13 protein-coding genes, 1 tRNA gene and 2 pseudogenes are annotated in these 13,462 nt (G+C 48.9%); 9 read left to right on the top strand and 7 right to left on the bottom strand.

Annotated elements, in window-relative coordinates; translation table 11 throughout:
• Positions 1-44 precede the first annotated feature (44 nt).
• Genes cml through EGT34_RS21445 form a run of 3 tightly spaced genes read left to right on the top strand, consistent with a single transcriptional unit; the run spans position 45 to position 2,650 of the window.
• Positions 45-1,310 carry a CmlA/FloR family chloramphenicol efflux MFS transporter gene (cml, locus tag EGT34_RS10110; RefSeq protein WP_031944395.1) on the top strand — a complete coding sequence of 422 codons (1,266 nt, stop codon included), beginning with the start codon at positions 45-47 and terminating at the stop codon, positions 1,308-1,310.
• Entirely contained in the window at positions 1,303-2,508 is a 1,206-nt protein-coding gene (locus EGT34_RS10105; RefSeq protein ID WP_031944396.1) for an ISL3 family transposase, read from the top strand. The genes cml and EGT34_RS10105 overlap by 8 nt, the downstream gene beginning before the upstream one ends.
• A gap of 10 nt (positions 2,509-2,518) precedes the next feature.
• Complete coding sequence (locus tag EGT34_RS21445; protein ID WP_257787393.1) at positions 2,519-2,650, top strand: hypothetical protein; 132 nt, start codon at positions 2,519-2,521, stop codon at positions 2,648-2,650.
• 84 nt (positions 2,651-2,734) lie between these two features.
• Here EGT34_RS21445 and EGT34_RS10100 read toward each other — a convergent pair whose 3' ends face one another.
• Entirely contained in the window at positions 2,735-3,439 is a 705-nt protein-coding gene (locus tag EGT34_RS10100) for an IS6-like element IS1006 family transposase (protein ID WP_001067784.1), read from the bottom strand.
• A 145-nt stretch (positions 3,440-3,584) separates the two neighbouring features.
• Positions 3,585-5,119 (bottom strand): annotated as a pseudogene (locus EGT34_RS10095) (IS91 family transposase).
• 369 nt (positions 5,120-5,488) lie between these two features.
• Here EGT34_RS10095 and tnpA point away from each other — a divergent pair.
• Positions 5,489-5,710, top strand: coding sequence for an IS66 family insertion sequence element accessory protein TnpA (tnpA, locus tag EGT34_RS21540; RefSeq protein ID WP_000201914.1), 222 nt, complete (start codon positions 5,489-5,491; stop codon positions 5,708-5,710).
• On the top strand, positions 5,611-5,817 hold the full coding sequence (locus EGT34_RS10090) for a hypothetical protein (protein WP_040110388.1): 207 nt from the start codon (positions 5,611-5,613) through the stop codon (positions 5,815-5,817). Before tnpA ends, EGT34_RS10090 begins: the two co-directional genes overlap by 100 nt.
• On the opposite strand, the gene aac(6')-Ian is transcribed toward EGT34_RS10090, so the two are convergent.
• Entirely contained in the window at positions 5,769-6,341 is a 573-nt protein-coding gene (gene aac(6')-Ian / locus EGT34_RS10085) for an aminoglycoside N-acetyltransferase AAC(6')-Ian (protein WP_000960976.1), read from the bottom strand. The two genes, EGT34_RS10090 and aac(6')-Ian, sit on opposite strands and share 49 nt — an antisense overlap.
• A 222-nt stretch (positions 6,342-6,563) precedes the next feature.
• Entirely contained in the window at positions 6,564-7,268 is a 705-nt protein-coding gene (locus EGT34_RS10080; RefSeq protein ID WP_001067784.1) for an IS6-like element IS1006 family transposase, read from the bottom strand.
• A 63-nt stretch (positions 7,269-7,331) separates the two neighbouring features.
• Between EGT34_RS10080 and EGT34_RS10075 the strand changes: the two are divergent.
• Positions 7,332-8,162 (top strand): annotated as a pseudogene (locus EGT34_RS10075) (IS91-like element ISVsa3 family transposase); the annotation flags it as partial.
• A gap of 175 nt (positions 8,163-8,337) precedes the next feature.
• Here EGT34_RS10075 and EGT34_RS10065 read toward each other — a convergent pair.
• Together EGT34_RS10065 and sul2 are read right to left on the bottom strand one after the other, a co-directional pair.
• Positions 8,338-8,640 carry a phosphoglucosamine mutase gene (locus EGT34_RS10065; protein WP_000251875.1) on the bottom strand — a complete coding sequence of 101 codons (303 nt, stop codon included), beginning with the start codon at positions 8,638-8,640 and terminating at the stop codon, positions 8,338-8,340.
• An 86-nt stretch (positions 8,641-8,726) separates the two neighbouring features.
• Positions 8,727-9,542, bottom strand: a complete 816-nt coding sequence (sul2, locus tag EGT34_RS10060) for a sulfonamide-resistant dihydropteroate synthase Sul2 (RefSeq protein WP_001043260.1) — start codon at positions 9,540-9,542, stop codon at positions 8,727-8,729.
• 89 nt (positions 9,543-9,631) lie between these two features.
• Here sul2 and EGT34_RS10055 point away from each other — a divergent pair.
• A protein-coding gene (locus EGT34_RS10055; protein ID WP_106451081.1) for an IS4-like element ISAba1 family transposase occupies positions 9,632-10,722 on the top strand; the annotation gives its coding sequence in 2 pieces (ribosomal slippage) (positions 9,632-10,172 and positions 10,172-10,722; 1,092 coding nt in all).
• Positions 10,723-10,918: 196 nt separating this feature from the next.
• The gene (locus EGT34_RS10050; RefSeq protein WP_001017479.1) at positions 10,919-11,260 is read left to right on the top strand and encodes a DHCW motif cupin fold protein; all 342 of its coding nucleotides are present in this window, start codon (positions 10,919-10,921) and stop codon (positions 11,258-11,260) included.
• Positions 11,261-11,323: 63 nt separating this feature from the next.
• Here the strand turns inward: EGT34_RS10050 and EGT34_RS10045 are convergent.
• Positions 11,324-11,413 (bottom strand) — tRNA-Ser (locus EGT34_RS10045).
• 118 nt (positions 11,414-11,531) lie between these two features.
• Here EGT34_RS10045 and EGT34_RS10040 point away from each other — a divergent pair.
• Positions 11,532-13,409 carry a potassium transporter Kup gene (locus EGT34_RS10040; protein WP_001181667.1) on the top strand — a complete coding sequence of 626 codons (1,878 nt, stop codon included), beginning with the start codon at positions 11,532-11,534 and terminating at the stop codon, positions 13,407-13,409.
• Positions 13,410-13,462: the final 53 nt, after the last annotated feature.

Here is a 13,462-nt window from a genome sequence, read left to right as displayed (position 1 = left end):
TCTGCAAGAGCGCCGCCAAATTCTTAACTTAAGGAGATGGCTTCGTGCGCTCAAAAGATTTTTCCTGGCGGTATTCTCTTCCCGCCACGCTATTGCTGTTATCACCATTCGATTTGCTGGCGTCACTGGGCATGGATATGTACCTGCCCGTGGTGCCTTTCATGGCGGATGCACTTGGGTCCGGTGCAGGGACGATCCAGCTGACGTTGACGGCATACCTGGTTTTGCTTGGAGCCGGACAGCTTCTCTTCGGCCCACTGTCGGATCGGCTGGGTCGCCGCCCCGTTTTACTTGGTGGCGGGATTGCCTATATTGCGGCTTCATTCGGCCTCACCGTAGTTTCATCGCCAGAACTTTTTCTGAGCTTCCGCGTTCTTCAGGCCTGCGGCGCTTCGGCATGTCTCGTTTCCACTTTCGCGACGGTACGCGACATCTATTCGGGCCGTGAGGAAAGCAACGTCATCTATGGCTTGCTCGGCTCTATGCTTGCGATGGTTCCAGCGATAGGCCCACTGCTAGGAGCGCTGGTCGACGCGTGGCTCGGGTGGCGCGCAATCTTCGGCTTGCTAGGGATGGCAATGATAGGCGCTGTTATCGCAGCCTGGCGACTCTGGCCAGAAACTCGGCGGCACCGGACGGCAGACCTACAGTGGTCGCAGCTATTGACTCCTGTGAAACACCTGAACTTCTGGCTGTACACGCTCTGTTACAGCGCGGGGATGGGCAGCTTTTTCGTCTTTTTCTCGACCGCCCCTTGGCTAATGATGGGGAGGCAAGGGTTATCGCAGCTTAGCTTCAGCTTGCTATTTGCGACAGTGGCCATCGCTATGATGGCTACAGCGCGAGTCATGGGACGACTGATTCCCCGGTGGGGAAGCCTGAAGACTTTACGAGTGGGAATGGGGTGTCTGATGGCGGGAGCGCTGTTGCTCGCTGTTGGCGAGACATTGGCACCGGTCTCGGTGCTTGGCTTCATCGCCCCGATGTGGCTCGTTGGTGTTGGTATCGCCACTGCGGTATCGGTGGCACCCAATGCCGCTCTTCGAGGTTTCGATCATATCGCTGGGACCGCTACAGCAGTCTACTTCTGTTTGGGTGGACTACTGTTAGGGATTATCGGGACACTCATTATTACGCTTTTATCGACTGGTACCACCTGGCCGATCATCGCTTATTGCCTCATCCTCGCAACAGCAGTGCTTTGTCTGTCCTGCATCAATCCCAACAGACGCCATCTCAGCCAAGAAGAACATGATGCCCTGGCGCTACAAGGCACCGATAGCGCGCAATCGGTCCATGATCATGACTAGCGCTGATGTTTGGAGCCTGTTCTGGAAGGGCTTTTCGCCAGCGTCTCATGGGCTTCTGGATGAACAGACTTTGCTGATCCGTCTTACACACGACGAGGAGCATACGCCAATTTGTAGCCGATGCGATTGCCCTTGTTTCCTAGTACATGACATCAATTGGCGCCGAGTTCGCGAGTCACCCATTATGCAGTATCGCGTCGAGTTGGATGTACCTGTGCGGCGGCTGCGTTGTCCACAATGCGGTCCAACCAGAGAGCGGATCGATTGGCTACCACGGCGCTCCCGTATTACGCAATCATTGCGCAACTGGATTGAGAAATTAGTACAGATGCTGCCCGTCAGCCATGTTGCCAATCTTTTGGGCTTGCATTGGCATACAGTCAAGACCATTGACATGGAGCGGCTCAAACGTGATTTGCACGAGCCAAATCGAAGTCGATTGCGCCGCCTGATGATGGACGAATTCGCCCTGCACAAGGGTCATCGCTACGCCACGGTGGTCGCCTGTGCCGACACCCAGCAGGTGGTGTGGATTGGCGAGGGCCGCTCCCGTGAGGCGATCCGGCCGTTCTTCGAGTGGTTAGGCGATGCCCGGAACCAGATCGAGGCAGTGGCCATGGACATGAACTCAGCCTTCGATCTTGAAGTGAAGGCCCAGTGCCCCAACGCGGTGGTGGTCTACGATCTGTTCCATGTGGTGGCTAAGTATGGCCGCGAAGTGATGGATAGAGTGCGAGTTGATCAGGCCAATCAACTGCGAGATGACAAGGTCGCCCGCAAGGTGATCAAAAGCAGCCGTTGGATACTGTTACGCAATGCTGACAACCTTGAGCCCGAGCAGGCGGTCAAGCTGGACGAACTCCTGGCCGCCAATGCGTCCTTGACTACGGTATACGTGCTCAAGGACCAACTTAAGACGCTATGGTTTGCGGAAAGCGAGACGACGGCCAGAAGCGCCTGGCTGGAATGGGCCGGCATGGCCCTCGGTAGCGGAATTGATGCTTTGGTACGATTTGCCAAGAAGCTGGAGCCATATATGGAGGGTATCGTTTCCAGTGCCCTCCACCGGCTGAACACCAGCGTGCTGGAGGGCATGAACAACCGGATCAAAGTCATTAAGCGGATGGCCTACGGATACCGCGACACGGACTACTTCTTCCTCAAGATCCGTGCTGCATTTCCCGGCAAAGTGCGATGAACCTAATTTTATGGGGCAAACGGTTCGGGAATTTGGTGCCAGTAAAATTACGGTCTGGTGGGGTTCGATTTATGCCAAAATAGCCTATGCTAGCCTTGCAGGTTTAATTGGATATGGTGTTAAGGTCGCCACTGATGATTAAAAAAGAAAAACCAACTTGAAGTTGGTTTTTTTGGCACTGTTGCAAATAGAGATTTGAGTCGATGATGTTCCCTTTAAAAAGTACTTAGAGACCGAAAACCCTGTTGATTAGACACACTTCACCCTGAGGCTGACCATAATAAAATGACGATGCTTGTCCTTTACGTAGTGCACGCATGACTTCAATACCTTTAATTGTGGCATAAGCCGTCTTCATAGATTTGAATCCTAATGTGGCCCTGATGATCCGCTTTAGCTTGCCATGATCACATTCAATCACGTTATTTTTATACTTAATCTGCCTGTGCTCAAGGTCTGGTGGACATTTACCTTCCCGTTTTAACCGTGATAAAGCACGTCCATATGTGGGTGCTTTATCCGTGTTGATCACTTGTGGAATTTGCCACTTCTTCACATTATTTAAAATTTTTCCAAGAAAACAATATGCTGATTTGGTATTACGTCTAGAAGAAAGATAAAAATCAATGGTATCGCCACGTTGATCGACTGCACGATACAGATAAGACCATCGTCCATTCACTTTTACATAGGTTTCATCAATATGCCACGAGCTCAGATCTGTAGGATTACGCCAATACCAGCGTAAACGTTTTTCTATTTCAGGAGCATAACGTTGAACCCAACGGTAAATAGTCGTGTGATCAACATTCACACCCCGTTCGGCCAGCATTTCCTGCAGTTCACGATAGCTAATGCCATATTTACAATACCAGCGCACAGCCCAAAGAATGATTTCGCCCTGAAAATGCCGACCATGGAAAGGATTCATATGCTGCACCTTTAGCTAAAACAGTCTTCAGCTTACCATTCGTGGTTATTTGCAACAGTGCCCTGGCGAATGGATCTCTAGCCGACAGTTGCCCCACCGGCCTGCCGCAAAGGCTGACAGTGCATGGATTGAGAACTTAGGCGCGTCAATTAAATAGGCAAGTCTGCGATGGGTCGAACAGGCTGGGAGTCAGTGGCGGGGCTCGCTCTGGCGGCAATTCGTGCTGTTTGGCAGCGTCAACCTTAGCGGCTTTCTGCCTGAGGTAATTAAGAATCAGCTCAATCACCTTCGGGTCTTCAATGCTTGCAATCACTTTGACTTGGCCACCGCAGTGTTCACAGACCTCGATGTCGATGTTGAAAACACGCTTGAGTCGTTGCATCCAGGTCATAGCGCGGTGGCGCTCTGCGGGCTCTTGTCACACCAGCCAGTATCGAGACCTTCCGATTGATCGGGCTTTTTGCCCCGCTTAGCGGGTGTTACTTGAACGCGGTGTTTGCTGTTCGGTGCAAAAAGCCCGTGGAATCGAGTAAGGTTGACCCTAGGCTTGGGTACCAAAGCCGCTAGCTTGGCAATGAAATCCAGTGGTTCGAAGATCACATGCGTAGTGCCATTGCGGTAAGGGGTTTTGAGCTCGTAGCGGATTTGTCCATTGGCGGTCAATGCCAGACGCTTTTCCGAGATCGCTGGCCGACTGATATAGCGACACAGGCGCTCAAGCTTATCTCGCTGATGCGCTTCGGCCATGACACCGGCGTGTAGCGAGAAGCCGGCATAGTTCGCCACTCGGCTGTTGGTGTCGGCCTGATTCTCTCGCCCCGGTAAGGTTTGTAGGGTGAAGACCTTGCGCCCCTGCTGAGGACCGGTGGCGATGCGATAGGTCACTGATGCGCCCTGCAGTTGCGTCAGCACATCGCCTTCCTCCTCTTCCAGAGTCAACCAGGTATTCTCGGCATCGCGCTCTAATACGCCTCGCTTTTCCAGACAGCGAGCAATGCGATGGCTAAGCGTGTGGACGAGGGTATTCAGCTCATCGTGGGTCGGCGCTTTGACCCGATGGAAGCGCTGTTTACCATGGCCGTCTTCGGTGTAAATCCCGTCGAGAAACAGCATGTGGTAGTGTACATTCAGATTCAGCGCGGAGCCAAAGCGTTGGATGAGCGTTACCGATCCACTTTGTGCCGTAGCCTTGGTAAAACCCGCTTTCTTAATCAGATGGGTTGAGAGTATACGGTAAACGATGCTCAAGACCTTGCCCATCAGCTCCGGGTAACGGGCCAGCAAAAAGCGCAACTGGAAAGGAAAACTCAGCACCCATTGGCGAATAGGCTCTGCGGGAAATACTTCATCCACCAAAAGTGCGGCACTCTCCACCATCCGGCGGGCACCGCAGCTGGGGCAGAAACCACGCCGTTTGCAGCTGAAAGCGACCAAACGCTCGTGATGACAATCTTCACAGCGCACACGCAAAAAGCCATACTCTAGCCGACCACATTGGAGAAAATCCTCGAATTCTCTCTGAACGTAACGCGGCAAACTTTGTCCCTGGTCATCTAAAGAAGACTTAAAGACCGGATAGTGCTGCTGAACCAATTGATAGAGAAGCGTCTGTTCGGGCCGATGACGTTCATAGTTCGGTACTTGACTCGCCCTGGCATTCCTTGCCGATGACATGAGCATCTTCCCTGATACTGTACATATAAACAGTATACAGAAGAAGCTTCTAACTGACGATCAGGAATAATTCTGGGCACAAGTTTTTAGTCCGCTATTCAACAAGAGCCAATAACATCGCGCGCATCGGGGGAGCGGTTATAGTACGCTTCTACGAGGGTGAGGTTTTCCATCGCTTCAGTGAATTTATTCAGTTTTGTCTGGATGCCCGCCATATTGAGGCGGGCTGAGGCTTCTCCACGTTGATCTTTCTGTTGGATTACGTAGTCTAAATATCCCTTATAGTGTAAGCGATCATTTTAGCTCGTCTTTTTCTCTTAATCTCATTCGGTATCGTTATTGCCATTCGTTCACCTCAAAAAGGGAAAGGCAATAATGGCAACTAAACGAAGAACCCAGACCCAATGGCAGCAACTCATCGAACAATGGAAACAGACTGATGAGACCATTGCCAATTTCTGTGTTCAGCACGGTTTAAATCAGGCGAGTTTTTACAATTGGCGTGCACCCGTCAATCCGGCACGCCGGGCTTTAAACTCGCCTCGATGGAAGCGCATACTGATCTTCTGGAGATCGCTCGTAAAGATGCCCGTCTGATGCTGGAGCGCGATATTGATCTGCAATCTGAGCGCGGTCAGGCACTTCGTCTGCTGCTCTATATTTTCGGGCGTGACGAAGCCATCAGACTGCTGCGCGCGGGATAATACTGCATCAGCCAGCAATCTTGCAGCTGCCCTTCATGCATTTCATGGGCGGGCAGCAAGCGGAGTTTTTCAAAGCCGCATTTTTCATAGCAGGCAATTGCGCGTGAGTTGCGGCTTTGCGGGTCGAGAACAAGGCGCTGTGCGGCCTTGTCTGTTATGAGATAATCGCGCACCAGCGAGACAAGCTCAGTACCAAGTCCCAGCCCCCAGAAATCCGGTTCGCCGATAAACTGATCCAGCCCGTAGATCACATCCTCAACCGGTAGTTCCAGCGCCTGTTTATCTTCGCTATCCAGCGGGTAGAACTGCACATAACCAAGCGGTTTATCATCCAGTAACACCAGACACGGTGTGGTTTCCCCCTGATCCTCGATAAAAACTTCAATGACCGTTTGCAGATCGAAGTGTTTGTCACGCCCTTCGTAAAATTCCAGCACCCGCTCATCCTGCAGCCAGCGCAGCATCACCGGCGCATCGCTTTTCTGTAATGCACGTATTGCCAATCTGCCTTGCTGCACCAGCATAACCACTCTCCCGCTGAGTATAGGAAGTATAAAGCACCTTTTCACCCCTAAGCTGAAGTATCATACCCGAAATTGCTGCTCATTTTTATTGCCTAAGCCCCAGAATTTAGCTTCACAGCGCCTAAAGCAGGTCGTATTTTGGTCGATTTGACCGAAAAGTGCCTGGCGAAGGCACTGTTGCAAATAGAGATTTGAGTCGATGATGTTCCCTTTAAAAAGTACTTAGAGACCGAAAACCCTGTTGATTAGACACACTTCACCCTGAGGCTGACCATAATAAAATGACGATGCTTGTCCTTTACGTAGTGCACGCATGACTTCAATACCTTTAATTGTGGCATAAGCCGTCTTCATAGATTTGAATCCTAATGTGGCCCTGATGATCCGCTTTAGCTTGCCATGATCACATTCAATCACGTTATTTTTATACTTAATCTGCCTGTGCTCAAGGTCTGGTGGACATTTACCTTCCCGTTTTAACCGTGATAAAGCACGTCCATATGTGGGTGCTTTATCCGTGTTGATCACTTGTGGAATTTGCCACTTCTTCACATTATTTAAAATTTTTCCAAGAAAACAATATGCTGATTTGGTATTACGTCTAGAAGAAAGATAAAAATCAATGGTATCGCCACGTTGATCGACTGCACGATACAGATAAGACCATCGTCCATTCACTTTTACATAGGTTTCATCAATATGCCACGAGCTCAGATCTGTAGGATTACGCCAATACCAGCGTAAACGTTTTTCTATTTCAGGAGCATAACGTTGAACCCAACGGTAAATAGTCGTGTGATCAACATTCACACCCCGTTCGGCCAGCATTTCCTGCAGTTCACGATAGCTAATGCCATATTTACAATACCAGCGCACAGCCCAAAGAATGATTTCGCCCTGAAAATGCCGACCATGGAAAGGATTCATATGCTGCACCTTTAGCTAAAACAGTCTTCAGCTTACCATTCGTGGTTATTTGCAACAGTGCCGCTGACGCACACCATCGCCCACCGGGTGGGTCGCTATCTGGAACGGCAAGGCCTGCTGGAACGGGATGTCGAAAACAGCTATCTGGCCTCGGATGCGGTGGATGACGACCCGATGACACCCCTGCTGGGGCACTCGATCACTTACCGTATCGCTGTCGGTTCACAGGCGGGGCGAAAGGTGTTCACTTTGCAAACTCTGCCGACCAGTGGTGATCCGTTCGGTGACGGGATTGGCAAGGTAGCCGGGTCCAGCCTGCACGCCGGCGTGGCGGCCAGGGCCGATGAACGCAAGAAGCTCGAACGGCTGTGCCGGTACATCAGCCGCCCGGCGGTATCCGAGAAGCGGCTGTCGTTAACACGAGGCGGCAACGTGCGCTACCAGCTCAAGACGCCGTACCGGGACGGCACCACGCACGTCATTTTCGAACCATTGGATTTCATTGCAAGGCTGGCCGCCCTGGTACCGAAGCCCAGAGTCAACCTAACCCGCTTCCACGGGGTGTTCGCACCCAACAGTCGGCACCGGGCGTTGGTCACGCCGGCAAAACGGGGCAGGGGCAACAAGGTCAGGGTGGCTGATGAACCGGCAACACCAGCACAACGGCGAGCGTCGATGACATGGGCGCAACGGCTCAAGCGTGTTTTCAATATCGACATCGAGACCTGCAGCGGCTGCGGCGGCGCCATGAAAGTCATCGCCTGCATTGAAGACCCTATAGTGATCAAGCAGATCCTTGATCACCTGAAGCACAAAGCCGAAACCAGCGGGACCAGGGCGTTACCCGAAAGCCGGGCGCCACCGGCTGAGCTGCTCCTGGGTCTGTTTGACTGACGAGCCTGAAGGCCAACGATACCAATCAAAATGCTGCGTTCACAGCGCCGCGGCAGGGATCCGCCGTGCTGGTTGTCGGAAAAGGAGCCGCTAGTGGGAAAGAGGAGGGTAAATTTTCAGCGTTGCTGGCTCCCCGTCAGCCGGATTGGGTTGCATCGCAGGGGTGTCGAAAGAGTCAACTGCGGTCCAAAGCTGTTGGACTTGGGTGAAAAGGGCGTTTATTCTTCCTATACGTTGTCGGCAGCGGGCCAAAAAGGAATACGTCCATGCCCATCGAGGTGAAACCGGCTGTGAGCGCGGGTTCAAGCATATAGCCCGACAGGCGCGTATCCTTGCCGATCACGACACGATGGCGGTGGTCACCGCGACGAAAGACACGGCCAGCCGCCATGCCGACGCGCAAGGCGGTTTCCGCCGTCATCGCGCCTTCGTTGGCTTTGCCACGAATACCGTCTGTGCCGAAATATTTGCGCACCATAAGGTCGATTATCCTGTCGTCGGGTCGCCCTCAAAGGGGACATGCCTGCTGAACCGCGAATATAGAGAAATATCCCGAATGTGCAGTTAACGAATTCTTGCGGTTTCTTTCAGCGCCGCCAATACCGCCAGCCCGTCGCGCAAGGGGCGCGGCTCGTGTGTGCGGATGAAGTCAGCTCCACCTGCGGCGGCGGCAAGCTCTGCAGCGAGTGTCGCGGCCCCGACATCCCCCGGACCACGGCCTGTGAGCGCGCGCAGAAAGGATTTGCGCGAAACAGACAGAAGCACCGGCAAATCGAAGCGCAGCCGCAATTCATCGAACCGCGCCAGCACCGAGAGCGAGGTTTCGGGAGCAGCCCCCAGAAAAAACCCCATGCCGGGATCAAGGACAAGGCGGTTGCGTTTGATACCGGCACCCGTCAGCGCCGCGATGCGCGCGTCAAAGAACGCCGCAATGTGATCCATGATGTCGCCAGCGGGTGCCTCGCGCCGATCTGCCTGCCCGTCTTGCACCGAATGCATAACGACGAGTTTGGCAGATGATTTCGCCAATTGCGGATAGAACGCAGCGTCTGGAAAACCGCGAATATCATTGAGATAGGCCACACCACGCGACAAGGCATAGGCTTGCGTCGCGGGTTGATAACTGTCGAGCGAGACGGGAATGCCATCTGCCTTGAGCGCGTCCAGCACCGGCGCGATACGCGCGATTTCTGTGTCGGACGAAACAGGCGCGGCGTCGGGATTGCTGGATGCCGGACCGAGGTCGATCACATCTGCCCCCTCGGCCATCAGCTTACGCGCCTGCGCAATGGCTGCGTCTGGCGCCAGATACCGGCCTCCATCGGAGAAACTGTCCGAGGTTATGTTGACGATGCCGAAAATGATGAGCGATTTATTCATGGGGGCTTCTATAATAATCTCTGTACACGACAAAAATAGATAACTCATTGAAATAATGTCACAATAATTGTTTTCTAACGACGAATACTATGACACATCTCAATGAGTTATATCTTATCTTAAACAAATCTCTAAAATGGAACAAGTCACATTTAAAGTGCTTTGCGCTCATCATGCTTGTGATTATTTTAAAGCAAACATGTAATCTTTCTTCTGCATCTAAAGCCTTGCCCATCAAGTGTTTACCACAATCATTTTATCAACGTATGCAGCGCTTCTTTGCAGGTCAGTATTTTGATTATCGTCAAATTTCTCAGTTGATTTTCAATATGTTTTCATTCGACCAAGTGCAACTGACTTTAGATAGAACCAATTGGAAATGGGGAAAACGAAATATTAATATCCTGATGCTCGCAATCGTTTATCGTGGAATAGCGATACCTATCCTTTGGACATTGCTTAATAAACGTGGAAATTCAGATACGAAAGAGCGTATTGCTTTGATTCAACGCTTTATAGCCATTTTTGGTAAAGACCGTATTGTGAATGTGTTCGCAGACAGAGAGTTTATCGGTGAGCAGTGGTTTACATGGTTAATTGAACAAGACATCAACTTCTGCATTCGTGTTAAAAAAACTTCATTGTCACCAATCATTTAGGAAAGAATCATAAAATTAGTGATTTATTTCGCCATCTTAAAGTTGGTCAAATTGAATGTCGTAAACGACGGATTTTGGTTGGTCGGGTGAAACTATATATAAGTGCACTACAGTTAGAAAATGGAGAGCTTTTACTCGTCGTTTCTCCTCAGTTTAATGCCAATGCTATTCAGGATTATGCATTACGCTGGGAAATTGAAACCTTATTCAGTTGTCTCAAAGGACGCGGGTTTAATCTTGAAAATACGCGCTTGACAGACCCTAGACGAGTGAAAAAATTGATTGCGGTGTTAGCTATAAGCTTCTGTTGGTGTTACTTAACGGGTGAATGGCAACATAATCAAAAAAAAGCGATAAAAATAAAGAAGCATGGACGACTCTCAATGAGTTTATTTCGCTATGGTTTAGACTATGTTCAAATGGCGATTCAGCGTTTAATTGGTTTTGGGAAAAAAGAAGAGTTTAAGGAAATTTTGGCAATTTTAAGAAAGCAGAATCCTGATAGGATAAGGGTTCTGTGAAATTTGTCGTGTACAGAGATTTTGCCTTATGTAGAGTCATTAGAAGTTTTTGATCTGGATTAAGGCTGATTAGAGAAATCTAATGAGTTTCTTTCTTAGTTGGGCGTTGGCTTTAAGAGATAATATTTTTAAAGTGTTTGCAAAAACCAATTTTGTCTATAAGTTGAAAATACAATAATACGTCTTTGGGAAAACTATGAATATCGCGCCTTTTCCATTTCAAATTACAAACTGGGAAGAAATAGAAGTCACTGAATATAGCGGTGAAACTGGAAAAGCTTATTGGAAAACTCAATTTTTTGGTGAAGAAGGAAATAAAATAAGAGTAAGGCTTGTAGAGTACTCTGCAAATTACTTAGCAGACCATTGGTGTGAAAAAGGGCACATATTATTTTGCCTAGAAGGCGAGTTGGAAAGTAGATTGAAGGATGGACGAACATTTACTTTAACTTCAGGCATGAGTTATCAAGTCGGAGATAACTCCGAACCACACCAGTCTTATAGCTTGAATGGTGCGAAGTTACTTATCGTTGATTAAGTTGATTTTATTTAAGTTAAATAAAAAGACCTAAATCAAAACGATTAGGTCTTTTTTGAATTCTGGCGGTGAGAGAGGGATTCGAACCCTCGATACGCGTAAACGTATACACACTTTCCAGGCGTGCTCCTTCAGCCACTCGGACACCTCACCAAGGCGTGCGATAGTAACTAAAAAAACGAGTCCTGCCAAGATTTAAGACGAGCTTTACAGAAAAAAAATAATAGAGGTGATAAGATTGCGCTAAAAATCATATTGGTTTAATTACACAATGCAAAATACGGCCAAAAAAGCGACCTTGCCTGCCACGGCTTTGGCAGCTCTTGGAGTGGTCTTTGGAGACATCGGAACAAGTCCGCTCTATGCCTTGAAAGAGTCCTTCCATGCAGCGCATGGGTTGGGAATTCAGCCTGAAAACGTATTAGGAATTTTATCCATTATTTTTTGGTGCTTAATGCTGATTATTAGCATCAAGTATGTCGCAATCGTGATGCGTGCAGACAACAATGGCGAAGGCGGCATCATGGCCTTACTCGCGTTGAATTTGCGTAAAGCGAAAATTGCCGACAACAAAAAAATCTACATGATTGCGATAGGCTTTATAGGAGCATCACTGTTCTTTGGTGACGGTATTATTACCCCAGCCATTTCGGTATTGTCTGCGGTCGAAGGGTTGTCTATTGCAACCGATGTGTTTGACCCGTTCATTATGCCTATTGCAATTGCCATTATCGTCACGCTGTTTTTGGTGCAAAAGCACGGTACGGCGTTTGTAGGTAAGTTTTTTGGTCCAATTACGCTTGTGTGGTTCTTATCTTTAGGAATCTTGGGTATTCACAGTGTCATCCAAACACCTGTGGTACTAGGCATGTTTAGTCCGCATTGGGCGATCCAGTTTATCTATCACCATCCGATCATGACATTTTTTGTGATGGGTGCTGTGGTGTTAACAGTGACTGGTGGTGAAGCGCTATATGCCGATATGGGACATTTCGGACCAGTGCCGATTCGTCTGGCGTGGTTCTTTGTGGTATTGCCATGCTTGGTTTTAAACTACGCAGGACAGGGCGCATTATTACTCAGAGACCCAGCGGCAATTGAAAACCCGTTCTATTTACTGGTGCCGCAGTGGGCCTTGTACCCAATGATTATTATGGCAACTATGGCAACTGTCATTGCTTCTCAAGCCGTAATTTCAGGGGTGTTTTCTCTTGCGCGCCAAGCGATTCAATTGGGTTATTTACCGCGTTTAAGTATTAAACATACGTCTGAGTCTGAAGAAGGTCAGATTTATGTACCTTTCTTAAACTGGTTACTTTTAATCGCAATTATTATCTTAATTTTAATCTTCAAAACCAGCTCGAACTTGGCAAGTGCATACGGTTTGGCCGTAACTTTGACCATGCTCTGTGACACGATTTTGGTTGCCGTATTTATCTACTCGGCGTGGAAGTGGAGTTTGCCAAAAGTGCTTCTCCTGATTATTCCGTTCTTTATTTTAGAGTCGGTATTGGTTGGTGCAACTTCACTTAAAATCTTGTCTGGCGGTTGGGTGCCATTATTGATTGGTGCGATTGCAGTGACCATTTTAATGACATGGAAACGTGGCCGTGAGCTTACTTTTGCTAAGCTTGAACACGATACTTTGTCACTCGATTTGTTTGTAAAAAGTATTGGTAATAGTGTGCACTGGGTGCCGGGCGATGCGGTATTTATGACGGGTACGCCAAATGTTGTGCCACATGCCATGCTGCATAATATTAAGCACAACAAAGTATTGCATCAGCGTAATATCTTGGTCACTGTAGTGATTGAAGATGTACCGTTTGTTGCACCTGAAGAGCGTATTACGACAGAAACCTTAGCCGAACATTTCTTCCGTATTAAAATTTTCTACGGCTTTAAAGATGAAATGAATGTGCCGAAAGCATTAATGCAAGCCTATGAACAATTAGGCCTTGAATATGACTTGATGCATATCAGCTTCTTTATTTCGCGTGATCGTATTGTTCATTCTGTAGGAGACGGCATGTCGCCATGGAGAGAAAAGCTGTTTATTTCAATGCAGCGTAATACCAGTCCGGTCAGTGATTTCTATCAAATTCCAACTAACCGTGTTGTTGAATTAGGTAGTCAAATCGAAATATAAAATTTGATGTAATAAAAAAACCAAGACATATGTCTTGGTTTTTTTATGGCTCG

The sequence above is a fragment of the Acinetobacter sp. FDAARGOS_558 genome (assembly GCF_003937785.1).
GTDB classification, from domain to species: Bacteria; Pseudomonadota; Gammaproteobacteria; order Pseudomonadales; family Moraxellaceae; genus Acinetobacter; species Acinetobacter baumannii.
The sequence above is the reverse complement of the archived record's forward strand: the minus strand, read 5'-3'. Positions and strand labels throughout refer to the sequence as shown.

What these genes read in the sequence shown, in the direction of transcription:
- EGT34_RS10065 (WP_000251875.1), bottom strand. Translation starts at nt 8,640, where the DNA reads ATGGTGCGCAAATATTTCGGCACAGACGGTATTCGTGGCAAAGCCAAC.
- tnpA (WP_000201914.1), top strand. Translation starts at nt 5,489, where the DNA reads ATGGCAACTAAACGAAGAACCCAGACCCAATGGCAGCAACTCATCGAA.
- EGT34_RS10105 (WP_031944396.1), top strand. Translation starts at nt 1,303, where the DNA reads ATGACTAGCGCTGATGTTTGGAGCCTGTTCTGGAAGGGCTTTTCGCCA.
- EGT34_RS21445 (WP_257787393.1), top strand. Translation starts at nt 2,519, where the DNA reads ATGGGGCAAACGGTTCGGGAATTTGGTGCCAGTAAAATTACGGTCTGG.
- EGT34_RS10050 (WP_001017479.1), top strand. Translation starts at nt 10,919, where the DNA reads ATGAATATCGCGCCTTTTCCATTTCAAATTACAAACTGGGAAGAAATA.
- sul2 (WP_001043260.1), bottom strand. Translation starts at nt 9,542, where the DNA reads ATGAATAAATCGCTCATCATTTTCGGCATCGTCAACATAACCTCGGAC.
- EGT34_RS10040 (WP_001181667.1), top strand. Translation starts at nt 11,532, where the DNA reads ATGCAAAATACGGCCAAAAAAGCGACCTTGCCTGCCACGGCTTTGGCA.
- EGT34_RS10080 (WP_001067784.1), bottom strand. Translation starts at nt 7,268, where the DNA reads ATGAATCCTTTCCATGGTCGGCATTTTCAGGGCGAAATCATTCTTTGG.
- EGT34_RS10100 (WP_001067784.1), bottom strand. Translation starts at nt 3,439, where the DNA reads ATGAATCCTTTCCATGGTCGGCATTTTCAGGGCGAAATCATTCTTTGG.